Here is a 17,477-nt window from a genome sequence, read left to right as displayed (position 1 = left end):
GCGGATCAGCGAGCGTCGAACGCCGATAACGTTGCGGATGTTAAAGATGTTGTTAGTGTGATTCATGTTACTGGCGTAGCGATCGGGAGGAACGACGTGTCAGCTCTGCACGGCGATGCCTTCGTGCGCGACGCGTCCGGTCCCGAACCGGACTGTGGCTGCGCTCCGACGCCAGCCGAGATGCGGGCGAACGCCGCGATCGCGAAGCGCTCCGTATCCCGCCGCTGGCTGCTCGGCGCCGGTGCGCTCGGCCTGGTCGCCGCCGGTGCGATGGGCGGACCGATGCTTCCCGCCGCGTTCGCCGCGACCTATCCCTCGTGGGACGACGTCCAGCGCGCGAAGGGTAACGAGGCATCCAAGGCCAGCGAGGTCACTCGCATCGAGGGCCTCATCAACCAGCTCCAGGCCAACGTCGCAGCCACACAGGCCGCCGCCGAGCAGGCCTCGATGGAGTACTTCGAGGCTGAGGAGGAATACCTCAACTCGGTCATGATCGCCGACGACCTGCAGGCGCAAGCGGATGCGCAGGGTGCGGCGGCCAGCGCGGCCTCACAGCGCGCGGGCAAGGTCGCCTCGCAGCTCTATCGCAGCGGCGGCGACGACACCTCCCTCGAACTGTTCTTCACCGGGTCCGCGTCAGGGGCAGACGACCTGCTCGGGCGCCTCGGCCGCATGGACAAGGTGCTCGAGCGCAACAAAGACACCTTCGCCAGCGCCGTCACGGCCCAGAACTCGGCGCAGTCCCTGAGCGATCAGGCATCCGTCGCCCGTGACGAGCGTGATCGCCTGAAGCAGGTCGCCGAGCAGAAGATGGTCGAATCCCAGGCGGCAGCGGATGCCGCCCAGGCCGCGCTGGATGCCCAGTCCGAGCACCTCGTCGTGCTCGAGGCGCAGCTCGCCGCCCTCAAGGACCAGACCGCACAGACGGTCGCCGGCTACCAGGCGGGCGTCGAAGCAAAGCGCAAGGCCGAAGAAGAGGCTCGGCGTCGTGCGGAGGAAGAAGCGCGTCGCCTCGCCGCGGAAGCCGCTGCGGCCGCCGCTGCGAACAGTGGCGGTGGTGGCGGTGGCGGTGGCGGCGGCGGTGGCGGAGGAGCCGGCGGACAGGTCGGCACCACCGGCTGGGCGCGCCCGTCCAGCGGCCGCCCGAGTGACCGCTACGGCGCGCGCGCCACGCTGTGCACGCCAGGATACGGATGCACCGGCCACCACAACGGCACCGACATGTCTACCGGCTGCGGCGCCGGTGTTTTCGCCGCATACAGCGGGCGCGTGACCTATGCCGCAGCCAACGGGCAGAGTGGGAACCAGATCCACATCAACCATGGCGGCGGCGTCGTGACGCGGTACTCGCACATCCAGAACGGCGGCTTCATGGTCGGCTACGGTGCGAGCGTCAGCGCCGGACAGCTGATCGGACGCGAGGGCATGACGGGCTTGTCATACGGATGCCACCTGCACTTCGAGGTATGGATCAACGGCGTTCGCACGAACCCGGAAGTGTTCATGCGCGCCCGGGGCATCTCGATCTAGCTGGGCAATCCCTGACCACATTTCCGTGGGTTTGCGTCGGGTCGGGGGGTCGCGCCTAGCCTGGTGAGAGACCGATCGGAGATCCCGTGCCCGAACCCTGGTCAACACTTCTGACCTTTTCCCTCGCCCTCGTCGGCGCGCTCGTCGCCGTCCTCATCATCTCGGCGGTCGCGTCCGTCATCGTCCGGACGACGTCCCGCCACCGGCAGTGGGCGACCACACTCATTACACGCGCGCGGTGGCCGTTCCGTGTCACCCTCCTCATCGTGGGGGTGTGGATCGCCGTGGCGATCAGCTTCCCCGGTGCCGACTGGCGCGAAGTCGTCGATCACGCACTGCTGATCGGGCTGATCTCATCCGGCGCCTGGCTCGTCTGCCAGCTTCTTCTGTTCATCGCTGACCTCAGCCTCAGCCGCTATCGCCTCGACGTACCCGACAACCGCGTCGCGCGTCGCCTGCACACGCAGCTGCAGATCGTCCGTCGTCTCGTCGTGGTCATCGTGGTGATCGTCGCGATCGGTGCCAGCCTGCTGACCTTCGATGGGGTGCGAGCCGTCGGTGCGAGCGTCCTGGCGTCCGCGGGTATCGCCTCGATCGTCGCCGGTCTCGCCGCGCAGTCCGTGCTCGCGAACGTATTCGCCGGCGTGCAACTGGCGTTCTCGGAAGCGATCCGCGTCGACGACGTCGTCGTGGTCGACGGCCAGTGGGGCCGCATCCACGAGATCACGCTGACCTACGTCGTCGTCATGACCTGGGATCAGCGCACCGTCGTGCTCCCCTGCAACTACTTCACCTCGACCGCGTTCGAGAACTGGACCAAGTACGGCAGCGAAATCGTCGGATCGGTCGAGCTGGACGTCGACTGGCGCGTCTCGACGGATGCCATGCGCGCCCGACTCGAGGCCGTGCTGGCCGAGTCGTCGCTCTGGGATGGCCGCACGCAGGTGCTGCAGGTGACCGAGGCGACGGGCGGCATGGTGCGGGTGCGGGTGCTGGTCAGCGCGGCGGACTCGGCAGCGCTCTGGGATCTGCGGTGCGTCGTGCGCGAATCCCTCGTCGAATGGGTGCGCGATGAGGATGCGGCATCCCTGCCGCTACAGCGTGTTCTGGTCGGCGATCCCGGTCAGCAGCGCTCGTCGGCCGTGAAATCGGCAGTGCCCGCCGAAGCGCGTGACCGCGCCGGACTCTTCTCGGGCAATGCAGACGGTGAGGCCCGGGCATCCGAGTTCACCGCGGCGATCCCCGTTCAGGAGGACGCACGCCAGAGCCGCGAGCATCCGCTGCTCGAGCCCGCCCGCGACGACGACTGACGCGCCGACGGGCTCGGGACCGGATCAGATGGACTTGGGCGCTTCGCCCTCACCCTGCGTCTTGGTCTGACCCTCGTGCTCTTCGAAGCGGACGATGGACTCGGCGACGAGACGCTCGGCCTCGGTGACATCGCCCCACGCGTCGACCTTGACCCACTTGTTCGGCTCGAGGTCCTTGTAGTGCTCGAAGAAGTGCGCGATCTCTTTCTTCGTGAACTCGGGGATGTCGTCGACGTCCTGGATGTGGGCCCAGCGCGGGTCCTTCGCCAGAACGGCGACGAGCTTGTCGTCGCCGCCGGCCTCGTCGCTCATCTTCAGCACGCCGACGGGGCGGACGGTGACCATGACGCCCGGGAAGAGCGTGACGTCGAGCAGCACGAGCACATCGAGCGGGTCGCCGTCCTCGCCGAGGGTGTTCTCGAAGAACCCGTAGTCGGCGGGGTAACCCATGGGCGTGAACAGCACGCGGTCGAGGAACACGCGGCCGGTGCCGTGGTCGACCTCGTACTTGACGCGGCTGCCGCGGGGGATCTCGATGACGGCGTCGTACGCGCCCATGCGTGGCTCCTCGATATAGATGGTGCGAAAAGTGAGTGGCGGACCTGCTGTTCACCGCGTTCCAGCCTAGTCAACCGGCCGGGGCGAACATCTCAGAGGTTCGGTGGCTGGTAGATGCCGCCGTGAAGCCCCACAGGGTCACTCCTGCCCCACGGCTCCTCCGTGATGTTCGGCATGGGCGGCGGCCGGGGCCCGGGTACGGTGGGGGCGTGCCCGAGACTGCCGACGACAGCGCCCACCGCGGACGCCTCGACCCCGCGGTTGCGGCCGTGCGGTCGGCGGTCCGTGCGGCCCTGACGCCCCTGCGCGGTGAGCCCGGGGCTGCGGAACCCCGCGTGCTCGTCGCGCTCTCGGGCGGCGCCGACTCGCTCGCGCTGACCGCGGCGGTCGCGTTCGAGGCCCCGCGGCTCGGCATCGAAGCCTCTGCCGTCGTGATCGACCACGGGCTGCAGGATGCGTCGGCCGCACAGGCCGCGACCGCGGCCGGTGCCGCGCGGGCCCTCGGCCTCCCTGCGACGGTCATCGCGGTCGAGGTAAGGGCGGAGGGCGGGCCCGAGGCTGCCGCTCGGGACGCGCGCTTCGGTGCGCTGCGCGCCGAGGCCCAGCGCATCGGCGCGGTCGCCGTGCTGCTCGGCCACACCCTCGACGATCAGGCTGAAACCGTGCTGCTCGGCCTGGCGCGGGGTTCGGGCGGATCGAGCCTGATGGGCATGGCGCCCGTGCGGGAAGACGAGGCATCCGGTGTGCTGTGGATGCGTCCGCTGCTCGGTATGCGTCGCGAAGCAACCCGCGCGGCGTGCGCCGCCGAGGGGGTGGCGCCCTGGGATGACCCGCACAACCAGGATCCGCGCTTTGCCCGTGTGCGCGTGCGCAACCGAGTGCTGCCGCTGCTGGAGGACGAACTCGGACCCGGGGTCGCCGAGGCCCTCGCCCGCACGGCGGAGCAGCTGCGCGAGGATGCCGAGGCTTTCCGCGACATGATCGACGAGACGATAGAAGACATCGTCGAGCACGCCGAAGCGGGCATTTCGGTCTCCGTCCCCGCGCTCGCGGCCAACCCGGCTGCCCTGCGCCACCGCGTTATTCGCCACGTGGTGCAGAGCGAATTCGGTGTCAGCCTGACCCGATCGCAGACTCTGGAGGTTGCACGACTCGTGACCGACTGGCATGGCCAGGCGCCGATCGATTTGCCCGGCTGCGTGGCCGAGCGTCGCGGCGCCCGGCTGGTGTTCACGGCTCGCACCTGACTTTCGGATGCGTCGGGCACGGAGCCTAGACTCGTCCCCATGCGCGCCGCCGATCTCGCCGATGACCTGACCGATGTCCTCGTGACCGAGGAGCAGATCCTCGCCAAACTCGAAGAACTGGCGGCGCAGGTCGCGAAGGACTACGAGGGCAAGGACCTGGTGCTCGTCGGGGTGCTGAAGGGCGCCGTCATGGTCATGGCCGACTTCGCCCGTGCACTGCCGATGCTGGTGCCCATGGACTGGATGGCCGTCTCCTCCTATGGGGCCGGCACCAAGTCGAGTGGTGTGGTGCAGATCCGGAAGGACCTCGACACCGACCTGCACGACAAGCACGTGCTGATCGTCGAAGACATCATCGACTCGGGTCTGACGCTGAGCTGGTTGCTCGACAACTTCCGCGTCCGCGGTGCGGCGTCGGTCGAGGTGCTCGCGCTGCTCCGCAAGCCCAAGTCGGTCAAAGTGCATGTCGACGTCCGCTACGTCGGATTCGACATCCCGAGCGAGTTCGTCGTCGGCTACGGCCTCGACTATGCCGAGCGGTATCGCAACCTCCGCGACGTCGCGGTGCTCGCGCCGCACGTCTACTCCTGATCGCCCATGTCCCACTTCTCAGCGAGTGTGTCCCACTTCTGATCGGTAAGCGGTCGCGAAACCGGCACAAAGTGGGACATCGAAGGCAGGGCGGGCGCTGTACGCCGTGGGCGAATGCACAGCCGGTGCAAAGCGGGGGAGCGATACCCTGTCTGAACCGCCCTGGTGCGGAACGTCGACGAAAGGCTTCGGGCTCGCCCCGCCACCATGGACTTCAAGAAGATCTTCCGTAATCCCCTGATCTACGTGCTGTTGATCGGGGTCTTCCTCATCGTGGGCTTCACGCTGATCTCGAGCCTCGGCGGAGCGAAGCAGATTTCGACGCAACAGGGACTCGAGCTCCTCGGCGGCGGCACTGTCACCGAGGTCGTCACGACCGACGGCGACCAGCGCGTCGACATGACCCTGTCCGAGGCCTACGAGGGCGCAACGGACGTCCAGTTCTACTACGTGACCGCTCGCGCGGAAGAGGTCGTCAACGCGATCAACGCCGCGGACCCGTCCGACGGGTTCAACGACGTCGTGCCCCAGGCATCCTGGTTCGACGGCTTCCTCTCTCTCATGATCCCGCTGCTGCTGCTGGGTCTGCTCTTCTGGTTCCTGCTCTCGTCGGCGCAGGGCGGCGGCAGCAAGGTCATGCAGTTCGGCAAGTCCAAGGCCAAGCTCGTCTCGAAGGAATCGCCCACGGTCACGTTCGCGGATGTCGCGGGCGCTGACGAGGCGATCGAAGAGATGCAGGAGATCAAGGACTTCCTGAAGGACCCGACCAAGTTCCAGGCCGTCGGTGCCCGCATCCCGAAGGGCGTGCTGCTGTACGGCCCTCCCGGAACCGGTAAGACCCTGCTCGCCCGCGCCGTCGCGGGTGAGGCGGGCGTGCCCTTCTACTCGATCTCGGGTTCGGACTTCGTCGAGATGTTCGTGGGTGTCGGTGCGAGCCGCGTGCGCGACCTGTTCAACCAGGCCAAGGAGAACTCCCCGGCCATCATCTTCATCGACGAGATCGACGCGGTCGGCCGTCACCGTGGCGCCGGTATGGGCGGCGGACACGACGAGCGCGAGCAGACGCTCAACCAGATGCTCGTCGAGATGGACGGCTTCGACCCCAAGGTGAACGTCATCGTCATCGCGGCGACCAACCGCCCCGACATCCTCGACCCGGCCCTGCTGCGTCCCGGCCGTTTCGACCGCCAGATCGGCGTCGACGCACCCGACCTGCAAGGTCGCAAGCGCATCCTCGAGGTGCACGGCCGAGGCAAGCCGCTCGCCGACGGCGTCGACCTCGAGGTCGTCGCCCGCAAGACGCCCGGCTTCACCGGTGCCGACCTCGCGAACGTGCTCAACGAGGCGGCCCTGCTGACCGCCCGCTCGAACGCGCAGCTGATCGACAACCGCGCGCTCGACGAGGCCATCGACCGCGTGATCGCGGGACCGCAGCGCCGCACGCGCGTCATGAAAGACAAGGAACGCCTGATCACGGCGTACCACGAGGGCGGACACGCGCTCGCCGCGGCCGCGATGAACCACACCGACCCCGTGACGAAGGTCACGATCCTGCCGCGAGGCAAAGCGCTCGGGTACACGATGGTGCTGCCGCTCGACGACAAGTACTCGGTCACCCGCAACGAACTGCAGGACCAGTTGACGTACGCCATGGGCGGCCGCGTCGCCGAAGAGATCGTCTTCCACGACCCGACCACGGGCGCGTCGAACGACATCGAGAAGGCGACGAACATCGCCCGAAAGATGGTCACCGAGTACGGCATGACGATGCAGCTCGGGCCGGTCAAGCTCGGCGCCGCGAGCGGTGAGGTCTTCATGGGCCGTGACATGGGGCACGGCCGCGAGTACTCCGAGTCGATCGCCGAGCGCGTCGACGCCGAGGTGCGCGCGCTCATCGAGCAGGCGCACAACGAGGCCTACCAGGTGATCAGCGACAATCGCGACGTGCTCGACAAGCTCGCTCTCGAGCTGCTCGAGAAGGAGACGCTCGACCACCTGCAGCTCGCCGAGCTCTTCACCGAGGTGCGTCGCCTGCCCCCGCGTCCGCAGTGGCTCTCGAGCGAGAAGCGCCCCGTCTCGGCGCTGCCCCCGGTCGAGGTTCCCAAGCAGACCCTGCCGGAGGGACTCGCGGCCGACATGCCCGCCGAGGCCGTGGCCACCGAGAAGCAGCCGCGCCGGCGGCCCTCGGGTCAGACACGCCCGGCCACGGCGTAGCCCATGGCTGTCGACTCCGGGCGCGTCGAGGCGCTCGTTCGTGAACTGCTGGTCGCCATCGGCGAGGATCCCGATCGTCCGGGTCTGAAGCGGACCCCGCAACGCGTCGCCGAGGCCTACACCGAGTTCTTCTCGGGGCTGGATCAGGACCCTGCCGAGCCGCTCGGCAACCCGATCTCGGTCGCACGCGGACCCGAACCCGAGACGGTTGCCTCGGGCGCGGTGCTGCTGCGCGACATCGCATTCCGCTCCGTGTGCGAGCACCACCTGCTGCTCTTTCGCGGTGTGGCGCACGTCGCCTATCTGCCGGGCGACACCGTGGTCGGGCTCGGTGCTCTGCCGCGGGTCGTCGACATCCTCGCCGCCCGCCCGCAGGTACAGGAGCGACTCGGCGAGCAGATCGCCGACACGATCCAGAACGAGCTCGATGCGCGGGGGGTTCTGGTCGTGCTCGATGCGCGTCACGGATGCGTCACCATGCGTGGCGGTCGGCAACCGGATGCCTCGACCGTCACCGTTGCTGCCCGCGGCGAACTCGCCGAGCCAGCGGCGCGTGCCGAACTGATCGCTCTGATCGGTGGCGTTCGCTCGTGAGCGCGGCGAACACGGAAGGCGCGTCGGGCACACTCATCATGGGGATCGTCAACGCGACTCCCGACTCGTTCAGCGACGGCGGTGAGTACCTGGACCCCGAGGTCGCGATCGCGCATGCGCTCGAACTCGTCGCCGACGGCGCGGGCGTGATCGACGTCGGGGGCGAGTCCACCCGGCCGGGCGCGGAGCGCGTGCCCGTCCCCGAAGAGATTCAGCGGATTCTGCCGGTCGTCACCGCCCTCGCAGAGCGCGGCGTTGTGGTCAGCATCGACACGATGAATGCCGAGACGGCGGTCGCGGCGGTCGCGGCGGGCGCGCAGATCGTCAACGACGTCTCGGGTGGACTCGCCGACCCCGACATGCTCGCCGCGGTGGCCGAGACATCCGCTGACTTCGTGCTGGGTCACTGGCGGGGTCCATCGTCCGACATGTACGCACGCGCGGCCTACACGGATGTTGCGCGCGACGTGACGGCCGAACTCGCCGAGCGACTGGGCGAGGCGGCGCGGGCGGGGATCGCGCCTTCGCGGGTCGTGCTCGATCCGGGTATCGGCTTCGGCAAGACACCCGAGCAGAGCTGGGCGATGCTCGCCGGCCTCGAACGACTCGTCGCCCTCGGGCCGCGCGTTCTCGTCGGCACCTCGCGCAAGCGGTTCCTGTCCGCGGCGCTGGGTGGGACATCCGGTCACGAACCCTCGATCACCCGCCGCGATGCCGCGACCGCCGTGACGAGTGTGCTGGCCGAGCGCGCCGGCGCGTGGGGCGTTCGCGTGCACGACGTCGCGGCGACCCGCGATGCCCTCGTGATCGCGGCGGCCTGGAGAGGAGGGGCACCGTGGACGGCCTAGACGAAATCACGCTGACCGGCCTGCGGGTCTTCGGTCGACACGGGGTGTTCGACTTCGAGCGCGAGCAGGGGCAGCACTTCGTGATCGATGTCGTCCTCAAGCTCCGCACCGCGGAGGCGGCACGCACGGACGATGTGCGCGACACCGTGCACTACGGCGAGGTCGCGGACGCCATCGTCGCGATCGTCGCGGGCGAGCCGGTCAACCTGATCGAGACCCTCGCCGAGCGGATCGCGGTCGCGGTGCTCGCGGACCAGCGGCTGGCGTCGGTGCGCGTCACCGTCCACAAGCCGAGCGCGCCCATCGACGCCGAGTTCTCGGACGTCTCGGTCACCATCGAACGAGCCGCGATCGACTTCCCCCGGAGCACCCCATGAGCCGCCGCCTGGCCGAAGAACTCCCGCCCCGCGAGCCGCGGCCCGATCACGAGACGACCGTGGCCGTCGTGGCCCTCGGCAGCAACCTGGGGGACCGGGGGGCCACGCTCGAGGATGCGGTGCGTGAGATCGCGCGGCTGCCTCTCGTTGATCACGTGCGCGTATCGCCGACGCGTGAGACGGTCGCCGTGCGCCCGGACGGTCCGGATGCCTCGGCGCCCGCGTACCTGAACGCCGTCGCCCTCGTCTCGACGCGGCTCGCTCCGAGCGTCCTGCTGGCGCTGCTGCACCGCATCGAGGCCGAGCACGGACGGGAGCGCCACGAGAAGTGGGGCGACCGCACGCTCGACCTCGACCTGATCGCCTATGGCGACGTGCAGTCGGACGACCCGAATCTGACCCTGCCGCATCCGCGCGCCGTGGAACGGGACTTCGTGCTCGAGCCGTGGCTCGAGGCGGATCCCGACGCCATCCTGGTGGGTCACGGCGCGGTGCGCGATCTCGTCGAGCGGCTCCGCGCGCAGGCGGGGGACACGCATCCGGATGCTTCGGGTGGGGACCGCGCGTGAAACGCACCAGTCCGCTCGTCCTGGTGTCGGCCGCCGTGCTGGGCGCGCTCGCCGGATTCCTGTTCGATCACCTGCTGACGGTCTCGGGGCGTCCGACCTTCACGCCGTTCATCTCGCTGCCGATCATGCTTCTGCTGCTCGGCGCGATCGTGGTGGTGCTGGCATTGCCCATCCGTCGGGCGATCCGGGGTCCGCGCGGCGATGGCGCGGTCGCGACCGGATCGCAGCCCGCATCCGGCTCCCCGGTCAATCCCTTCCGCGCCCTGCGGATCGCGATTCTGGCCAAGGCGTCGAGCATCGTGGGCGCCGCCGTCGGTGGGGCGGGCGCGGGTCTGGCCCTCTACCTGCTGACACGCCCGGTGCCGCCGCCGTTAGGCTCGATCACGGCGGTCGTTGCCACCGCCGTCGCGGGGGCGATCCTCGTCGTCGCGGCACTCGTCGCCGAGAACATGTGCATCATCCGGAAGGACGACGATGACGAACCCCCAGAGCCCGCCGCCGGAGGCGACAGCCACCCCTGGTGAGGGTGGCGGTCTCACGGCGTCCGCCAGCGCAGTCGATGCCGGGCCCGTGCACGCGGGGTCCGTAGATGAAAGCCCCGTGGTCGAGGGCGACACGGACGCGCTCGACCGCAACACGTTCACCGCGCTCGTCGAGCCGCGCTCGCCCAGTCGGCTCGAGCTGGACGGCGGCGATTGGCACCAGATCTCGCCGAAGTACGTCTGGGTCCAGCTCATCTCGAGCGGCGTGCTGATCGTCCTCGTCGCCGCCGCCATGCTGTTCCTGACGCTGTTCCTGAACCAGACCTGGGCCTACATCCCGGGCGGCATCATCTTGGCCATCTCGATCTGGACCACCGCAATCCTTCCCCGCCAGGCGCGCTCGATCGGGTATCGCCTGCGTCAAGACGACCTGGTGTTCCGCCGGGGCATCCTGTGGCAGCGCCTGGTCGCCGTGCCGTATGGACGGATGCAGCTGATCGACATCACCCACGGCCCCCTCGATCGTGGGTTCGGCATCGCCCAGCTCAAGTTCGTCACGGCTGCCGCCGCGACGGGCGTGACCATCCCCGGCCTCGAGCAAGAGACTGCCGAACACCTGCGTGACCTGCTGGTCGAGGTCGCCGAGTCGCGACGGACGGGGCTATGAGCGAATCCTCAGGGCCTGCCGAAACGCCCGAGGTCTCCGCGGGGGTGACGGATGCGCCCGCGCCCGATCCCGTGCGCGGTGAGCCGTTCGAGGCGCGCAGCGAGCTGAGCGACGGCGAGTGGCACCGGATGCATCCGCTGTCCCCGATCTTCCGGGGCGGCATCTTCCTCGTCGTGGTGGTCGGCATCGTCATCGCCAACCTGCGTGACAGGCTGGTCGCGATTTTCCTGCCCTCTCTGCTGCCCGAGCTTCCCGACGGTGGCGAGTGGAATTCGGGCGACCCCGTCGATTGGGTACTCGACAACGGGCTCCTGCTTCTGGCGAGCCTCGCTGTGCTGGGTGCGCTCGTGCTGGTGGTCGGAGGCTTCTACCTGTCGTGGCGGTTCCACACCTTCCGGATCACGGAGGACGACGTCGAGGTCAAGCAGGGCATCCTGTTTCGCTCGCAACGGCGCGCACCGCTCGACCGCGTTCAGGGCGTCAACCTCACCCGGCCCCTCGTGGCGCGTCTGGTCGGGCTCGCCAAGCTCGAGGTCGTGGGCGCCGGCACCGATGCGAACGTCAAGCTCGACTACCTCTCGACGAGCAACGCCGAGCGCGTGCGCGCCGATATCCTGCGCCTCGCCTCGGGTCGTCAGCTCGCCGAGGCAGCCGGGGCGACGGCATCCGGAAACCGCGTGCGTGGTGTCTCGAGCGCCGTCAGCGAGGGCATCACGGGACTCATCGCCGGGGCCGAGGGCCCGGCGAGCGAGCCCGAGAGCGTCGTCCACATCCCGACCGGGCGACTGATCGCCTCGCAGGTGCTGGGGGGCGGCACGCTCGCCCTGCTCGTGATGACGGGCGTCGCGATCGCCGGCGGAATCTGGGGATCGCCGTGGGTGCTGCTGGGCCTCGTGCCCGCGCTCCTCGGTTTCGGCGCGTACTGGGTGTCGCAGATCGTGAAGTCGCTGCGGTACTCGATCGCGCCCACACGGCATGGACTACGGGTGACGTTCGGGCTGTTCACGACCGTGACGGAGATCATCCCCCCGGGACGCGTGCACGCGATCGAGGTACGCCAGTCGATCTTCTGGCGCCCGTTCGGATGGTGGCTGATCAAGATCAACCGCCTGACGGGGCGGAGCGCGGGCGACACGTCCACCGACCAGTTCACGACGGTCCTGCCGGTCGGCACCCGTGCCGATGTCGAGCGCGTCCTGCGCCTGGTGCTGCCCGGGACGCGCGATGACGAGTGGTCCCTGCTCTTCGAGCACGGGATCCTCGGGCCACGGGAGGAAGACCCGTACTCGCAGACCCCGCGCCGCGCCTGGTTCATCCGGCCGCTGTCGTGGCGGCGCAACGGATTCCTCGTCTCACCGCACGCGCTGCTGCTCCGCCGCGGTCAGATCTGGCGATCGCTCGCGATCTTCCCCTTCGCGCGCGTGCAGAGCGTCGGCCTGCATCAGGGTCCGCTCGACCGCTCGCTGCGCGTCGCGTCGCTGCGCCCGCACACCGTTGCCGGACCCGTTTACGGCTACGTTGCGGCGCTCGATCGGGACGACGCGCTGGCGGCATTCGCGGATGTCACCGTTCGAGCATCCGCCGCCTCCACCGCGGATCGCAGCCATCGGTGGGCCGAAACGGTCGGGGCAGGGACGCCCGAGGCGACGGTCAGCCAGGCGCCGGAGGCGACGTGAACCGCGCGGGACGCCTCGGCGTCGGGATCATCGGTGCCGGCCGCGTCGGCCCGATCATCGGCGCCGCGCTCGGCGGGGCCGGGCACGCGCTGACGGGCATCACCCCCGGGTCCGATCCGGACCGTGTCGAGGCGATCCTGCCGGGTGTTCCGCACCTCGATCCGCCCGAGATCGCGCGGCGCAGCGAGCTCGTCATCCTCGCGGTGCCGAGCGATCAGCTCGCCGAACTGGTCGCGGGACTGGCAGCGGTGTCGGCCTGGCAACCGGGCCAACTCGTGCTGCACACGGACGCGCGGTTCGGCACCGACATCCTCCGTCCGGCCGTCGAGCAGGGAGTCATCCCTCTCGCCGTTCACCCCGCGATCACCTTCACCGGCACGAGTATCGACCTGCGTCAGTTGCAGGCGGGCTACGCCGCCGTCACGGCTCCCGCGGCCGTGCTGCCGATCGCGCAGGCCCTCGCGGTCGAACTCGGCTGCGAGCCCGTTGTCGTCGCCGAAGCCGATCGTGCTTCGTATGCCGAGGCGATCGCGACAGCGACGGAGTTCTCGCGCGCCGTCGTCCAGCAGTCCACGTCACTGCTGCGGGGCATCGGCATCGACAATCCGGGTGGGTACCTGTCGGCGCTCGTCCGGTCCACCGTCGACCAGGCGCTCACCCTCGAGACGACGCCGGACTGGGAGGGCATCGTTCGGGGCGGCGGCGGTGACGTCGGTTGGGTGGGACGCGACGGCCTGGACGAGCCGGATGTGCTGCCGGGGTAGCATCCAAGGATGATCAGCTCCATCGCCGAGCTGCGCACCCGACTGGCGGAAGCCAGGAGCGCAGCACGGACGACGGGGGATGCGGCGAAGGATGTTCCCGCCGAGCCCACCGTCGCCCTCATCTCCACCATCGGCGCGCTCCACGACGGGCACATCGACCTCATCCACCTGGCTCGGGAACGTGCCGACGTCGTGGTGGTCTCGGTCTTCGTCAACCCGCTGCGCTTTGCCACCACGGGCGCTTTCGAGGCCTACCCGCGCACTCTCGACGCGGATGCTGCGCTGCTCGAATCTCTCGGAGTCGACATCGTCTTCGCGCCGAGCGCCGACGAACTGCTGCCGCACGGGTCGCAGACGACGAAGATCACGGCGGGCGACCTCGGCCTGCGGTTCGAGGGACGTGCCCGGCCGGGCTACTTCGATGGGCTGCTGACGGTCGAGGCGAAGTTGATCAACCTCGTCCGGCCCGACGTCACGGTCTACGGACGGCGTGATGCCCAGCGCATCTATCTCGTGCGTCGCATGGTGCGCGATCTCTACCTCGACGTCGAGGTACTCGAGGCCGACACGGTGCGCGATGACGACGGTCTGCCGATCTCGACGCGTATCGGCATGCTCGAAGAGCGCGACCTCAAAGCGGCCGGCAAGCTCGTTGCCGCGCTCGAAGCGGCGGCGTCCAACGCCGACCGCGGCGTCGACGCCTGCATCGCGGCGGCACAGTCGTCCCTCATGGGCGAGGAGCGGATTCGGCTCGAGTACCTGAGCGTCGTTGATCCCGAGACCTTCTTGCCCGCCGACGAGGGCCACCAGGGCACCGCCCTCGTGCTGATCGCCGCGACGGTCGCGGGGCACCGGTTCATCGACAACGCCGAGGTCTACATCCGCTGATCCGGAGGCCCGTCGCCGTCCCTCGCGCGGGCCGGGGCGCGCGGAGGTGCGCGGATAGACTTGTGTCGACTTTCGAGGAGCTCCCGCAGATGACCGATTCTTCCGTTCCGCCTGCCGTGGCAGCATCCGACGCCTCTGTTCCAGACGGCTTGGCCGACCAGGAGGACGTCTTCGAGCAGAAGGCGGTCCGGCTCGCCAAGCGCGAGCGTCTGCAGGACGAGCGGACGGATGCCTCGGGTGGTGCCTATCCCGTGAGCGTTCCGGTGACCGACACGATCGCGGCGCTCCGCGAGACCTACGGCGAGATCGAGGCCGACACCGCGACGGGCGTGCGCGCCGCAGTCGCCGGCCGGATCGTCTTCAGCCGCAACACCGGCAAGCTCTGCTTCGCGACGCTTCAGGCCGGCGACGGCAGCCGCATCCAGGCGATGGTGTCGCTCGCCGGTGTGGGCGAGGAATCCCTGCAGCGGTGGAAGGAACTCGTCGACCTGGGCGACCACGTCTTCGTCGCGGGCGAGGTCATCTCGAGCCGCCGCGGTGAGCTCTCGATCATGGTCGACGAGTGGCAGATCGCGGCCAAGGCGATCCTGCCGCTGCCGAACATGTACTCCGAGCTCAACGAGGAGAGCCGCGTGCGCGCGCGCTACCTCGATCTGATCGTGCGCGACCAGGCCCGCCAGACGGTGCGGGCCCGCGCCGCGGTCAACGCGAGCCTGCGCGAGACGTTCACGGGACACGGGTTCCTCGAGGTCGAGACGCCGATGCTGCAGGTGCAGCACGGCGGTGCCGCGGCCCGTCCGTTCGTGACGCACTCGAACGCGTTCGACACCGAGTTGTTTCTGCGTATCGCGCCCGAGCTGTTCCTCAAGCGTGCGGTCGTCGGGGGCCTGGACCGGGTCTTCGAGATCAACCGCAACTTCCGCAACGAAGGTGCCGACTCGACGCACAGTCCCGAGTTCGCGATGCTCGAGGCCTACCAGTCGTACTCCGACTACAACGGCATCGCCGATCTGACGCAGGAGCTCATCCAGAACGCCGCGCGCGCCGTGTCGGGCTCGACGGTCGTGACCTGGGCCGATGGCACCGAGTACGACCTCGGCGGCGAGTGGGACCGCATCTCGATGTACGAGTCGCTCTCGGCGGCGAGCGGGCACGAGGTCACCCCCCAAACATCCGTCGACGAACTGCTGGCGCTCGCCGCGGCATCCGGCGTCGACGAGCCGACTCACGTCACGCACGGCAAGCTGGTCGAGGAGCTGTGGGAGCACTTCGTGAAGGGTGGGCTGGAGCGCCCGACCTTCGTTCTGGACTTCCCGGTCGACACGAGCCCGCTCGTGCGGGCGCACCGCTCGATCGAGGGCGTCGTGGAGAAGTGGGATCTCTACATTCGCGGGTTCGAGCTGGCCACGGGATACTCCGAGCTCGTCGACCCCGTGATCCAGCGCGAGCGTTTCGTCGAGCAGGCCGTGCTCGCGTCGCGCGGCGACGTCGAGGCCATGCGCATCGACGAGGACTTCCTGCGCGCCCTCGAGCACGGTATGCCGCCCTCGGGAGGCATGGGGATGGGGATCGACCGCCTGCTCATGGCGATCACGGGCCTCGGCATCCGCGAGACGATCCTCTTCCCGCTGGTCAAGTAGCGCTCACCCGCGGGCGAACGCCCACTGAATTCACTCGCGGGCGAACGCCCACTGAACTCACTCGCGGGCGAACGCCCACTCTGGCAAGTGTGACGCCGCGCACATGCTCATCACGATCTGCGACAGGCCGTGCCCCGGGTCGATCTCGAGCGCACGCTCGGCATACCAGCCCGCGTGCGTCGACCCACCCAGCGCCCAGCTGAGCCACGCTGCCGCGGCCAAAGGCCCCGGTCGTGCATCGCGGGGGGCGGCGGCCGCGATGCGCCGCGCGAGGTTTCGCGCGCGGTGCAAGCGACCCGGATCGGGGCGCGGCCCCTCCCCGCAGAACCGAGCGCCGAGCTCGGCAGGATATTCGTGGCCCGCCTCCCAGCGCAGCTGAGCGTCGAGGGCCAGCTCGCCGGAGCGGATGTCGCCGGCCCACTGCTGCAGAGCCACATCGCGCAGGGCCGGTCGGGACAGACACCACAGCAGGGCAGCGCCCGAGAAGGCATCGAGGGTCTCGGTATCCCACAGGAGTGCGTCCTCCAGGAGCTCCGGAAGATCATCCAGAGCACCTACCGCCGCGAGCGCTCGCGGGTCCAGTCGCGCCAGTGAAGGGATCTCGGTGTCTTCGGCGTTCGCGGGTGCGGCCAGGAGCACCTCGGCCGCATCGTCGATCGCGAGGAGCGCTCGCCCGAGCCGTTCCTTCTCGGCCAGATCGACCTCCGGGAGGTGGGCGCCGGCACCCTGATCGCCGGCCGGCACCTGCATGGGCAGGTCTGCCTCGCGCTGGTGCACCTCGGAGAGGGGCCGCGCTGCGGCATCCTCGTACGATCCCCACGCGTCGCCCGCAACGCAGAGCGCCTCCACGACTCGCAGTCCACAGACATGCGCCCGCTTCTCCAGCGCGGTGACGAGATCTCGCCAGGCGATCGGACCCGACGGATCGTCGCGGAAACCCGTATCCGTGTAGACGACGATCGCAATGCCGTCGATGCGGTCGACCTTGCAGGCGAGCCCGATCGTGGTCGAGGCCATCGCTTCGACCGCATCGGGCTTCGGGAGGTCGTAGCGCATGACGCCCGCCGTGCGGTTGCCGCGGAACAGCACGAGCGCGAGGCTCTGCCGAGGGCGGTAGCCGGCCAGGGCGGGAACGAGGGCGAGAAAGTCTGCGGCGTCGGAGGCCTTGATGATGGTGGGCATGCGGCCAGCGTGGTGTTCCGGCGGCCCGCGCGGTGGCGACGATGGCCGATCAGGGGACGACCGGCCTGCGGGTGCCGGTGTGGAGGAAGCATCCGATCGTCCTTGCGGCTCCAGCAGACGTATCCTGGAAGGGTGGAAGGCTATTGGGCGGCACTGATCTGGTCGATTCTGCCGACCCTCGTCGTCTCGGCGGTCTTCTTCTTCGTCTTGCGCGGCATCATTCGCATGGACCGCACCGAGCGCCGCGTCTACGCCCAGATCGAGGCTGAAGAGCGCGCGAAGCGGGGGATGGCCCCCGCGCCGGAAGACCCGCGTCCCGCCGCACCCTGACCACCCCGCT

18 protein-coding genes are annotated in these 17,477 nt (G+C 69.2%); 16 read left to right on the top strand and 2 right to left on the bottom strand.

The genetic code is table 11. The features are described from left to right. Positions 1-96: 96 nt before the first annotated feature. Positions 97-1,530 carry a M23 family metallopeptidase gene (locus ACIQ0W_RS11570; protein WP_396642889.1) on the top strand — a complete coding sequence of 478 codons (1,434 nt, stop codon included), beginning with the start codon at positions 97-99 and terminating at the stop codon, positions 1,528-1,530. Positions 1,531-1,616: 86 nt separating this feature from the next. Further along, positions 1,617-2,840: a mechanosensitive ion channel family protein gene (locus ACIQ0W_RS11565; protein WP_396642888.1), complete on the top strand. Its 1,224-nt coding sequence runs from the start codon at positions 1,617-1,619 to the stop codon at positions 2,838-2,840. A gap of 24 nt (positions 2,841-2,864) precedes the next feature. Here ACIQ0W_RS11565 and ppa read toward each other — a convergent pair whose 3' ends face one another. Then, on the bottom strand, positions 2,865-3,398 hold the full coding sequence (gene ppa / locus ACIQ0W_RS11560) for an inorganic diphosphatase (RefSeq protein ID WP_036298950.1): 534 nt from the start codon (positions 3,396-3,398) through the stop codon (positions 2,865-2,867). Positions 3,399-3,607: 209 nt separating this feature from the next. Between ppa and tilS the strand changes: the two genes are divergently transcribed. The 13 genes from tilS to lysS all read left to right on the top strand — a co-directional run bounded on the left by tilS (position 3,608) and on the right by lysS (position 15,955). Further along, on the top strand, positions 3,608-4,645 hold the full coding sequence (tilS, locus tag ACIQ0W_RS11555) for a tRNA lysidine(34) synthetase TilS (protein WP_396642887.1): 1,038 nt from the start codon (positions 3,608-3,610) through the stop codon (positions 4,643-4,645). 39 nt (positions 4,646-4,684) lie between these two features. Continuing rightward, positions 4,685-5,236, top strand: coding sequence for a hypoxanthine phosphoribosyltransferase (gene hpt, locus ACIQ0W_RS11550; RefSeq protein ID WP_396642886.1), 552 nt, complete (start codon positions 4,685-4,687; stop codon positions 5,234-5,236). A gap of 207 nt (positions 5,237-5,443) precedes the next feature. Then, entirely contained in the window at positions 5,444-7,450 is a 2,007-nt protein-coding gene (gene ftsH / locus ACIQ0W_RS11545) for an ATP-dependent zinc metalloprotease FtsH (protein WP_396642885.1), read from the top strand. A gap of 3 nt (positions 7,451-7,453) precedes the next feature. Then, positions 7,454-8,044, top strand: a complete 591-nt coding sequence (folE, locus tag ACIQ0W_RS11540; RefSeq protein ID WP_396642884.1) for a GTP cyclohydrolase I — start codon at positions 7,454-7,456, stop codon at positions 8,042-8,044. Positions 8,045-8,082: 38 nt separating this feature from the next. Beyond that, positions 8,083-8,892 carry a dihydropteroate synthase gene (folP, locus tag ACIQ0W_RS11535; protein ID WP_396642913.1) on the top strand — a complete coding sequence of 270 codons (810 nt, stop codon included), beginning with the start codon at positions 8,083-8,085 and terminating at the stop codon, positions 8,890-8,892. After that, positions 8,880-9,269, top strand: a complete 390-nt coding sequence (gene folB / locus ACIQ0W_RS11530; RefSeq protein WP_396642883.1) for a dihydroneopterin aldolase — start codon at positions 8,880-8,882, stop codon at positions 9,267-9,269. Before folP ends, folB begins: the two co-directional genes overlap by 13 nt. Further along, positions 9,266-9,838: a 2-amino-4-hydroxy-6-hydroxymethyldihydropteridine diphosphokinase gene (gene folK / locus ACIQ0W_RS11525; protein WP_396642882.1), complete on the top strand. Its 573-nt coding sequence runs from the start codon at positions 9,266-9,268 to the stop codon at positions 9,836-9,838. The genes folB and folK overlap by 4 nt, the downstream gene beginning before the upstream one ends. Continuing rightward, the gene (locus ACIQ0W_RS11520) at positions 9,835-10,362 is read left to right on the top strand and encodes a DUF3180 domain-containing protein (RefSeq protein WP_304689045.1); all 528 of its coding nucleotides are present in this window, start codon (positions 9,835-9,837) and stop codon (positions 10,360-10,362) included. The genes folK and ACIQ0W_RS11520 overlap by 4 nt, the downstream gene beginning before the upstream one ends. 76 nt (positions 10,363-10,438) lie before the next feature. Then, on the top strand, positions 10,439-10,987 hold the full coding sequence (locus tag ACIQ0W_RS11515; RefSeq protein ID WP_396642912.1) for a PH domain-containing protein: 549 nt from the start codon (positions 10,439-10,441) through the stop codon (positions 10,985-10,987). Further along, complete coding sequence (locus ACIQ0W_RS11510) at positions 10,984-12,663, top strand: PH domain-containing protein (RefSeq protein ID WP_396642881.1); 1,680 nt, start codon at positions 10,984-10,986, stop codon at positions 12,661-12,663. The genes ACIQ0W_RS11515 and ACIQ0W_RS11510 overlap by 4 nt, the downstream gene beginning before the upstream one ends. Beyond that, positions 12,660-13,427: a DUF2520 domain-containing protein gene (locus ACIQ0W_RS11505; RefSeq protein ID WP_396642880.1), complete on the top strand. Its 768-nt coding sequence runs from the start codon at positions 12,660-12,662 to the stop codon at positions 13,425-13,427. The genes ACIQ0W_RS11510 and ACIQ0W_RS11505 overlap by 4 nt, the downstream gene beginning before the upstream one ends. A gap of 9 nt (positions 13,428-13,436) precedes the next feature. After that, positions 13,437-14,315 carry a pantoate--beta-alanine ligase gene (gene panC, locus ACIQ0W_RS11500; RefSeq protein WP_396642878.1) on the top strand — a complete coding sequence of 293 codons (879 nt, stop codon included), beginning with the start codon at positions 13,437-13,439 and terminating at the stop codon, positions 14,313-14,315. A gap of 89 nt (positions 14,316-14,404) precedes the next feature. Then, positions 14,405-15,955 carry a lysine--tRNA ligase gene (lysS, locus tag ACIQ0W_RS11495; protein WP_396642877.1) on the top strand — a complete coding sequence of 517 codons (1,551 nt, stop codon included), beginning with the start codon at positions 14,405-14,407 and terminating at the stop codon, positions 15,953-15,955. A 57-nt stretch (positions 15,956-16,012) separates the two neighbouring features. Here the strand turns inward: lysS and ACIQ0W_RS11490 are convergent, their stop codons facing one another. After that, the gene (locus tag ACIQ0W_RS11490) at positions 16,013-17,137 is read right to left on the bottom strand and encodes a DUF4192 family protein (RefSeq protein ID WP_396642876.1); all 1,125 of its coding nucleotides are present in this window, start codon (positions 17,135-17,137) and stop codon (positions 16,013-16,015) included. 132 nt (positions 17,138-17,269) lie between these two features. On the opposite strand from ACIQ0W_RS11490, the gene ACIQ0W_RS11485 reads away from it, so the two are divergent. Next, complete coding sequence (locus ACIQ0W_RS11485) at positions 17,270-17,467, top strand: hypothetical protein (RefSeq protein WP_036301599.1); 198 nt, start codon at positions 17,270-17,272, stop codon at positions 17,465-17,467. Positions 17,468-17,477: the final 10 nt, after the last annotated feature.

Source organism: Microbacterium sp. (assembly GCF_044340635.1).
GTDB lineage: Bacteria > Actinomycetota > Actinomycetes > Actinomycetales > Microbacteriaceae > Microbacterium.
This window is presented reverse-complemented; position numbering and strand designations above follow the sequence as displayed.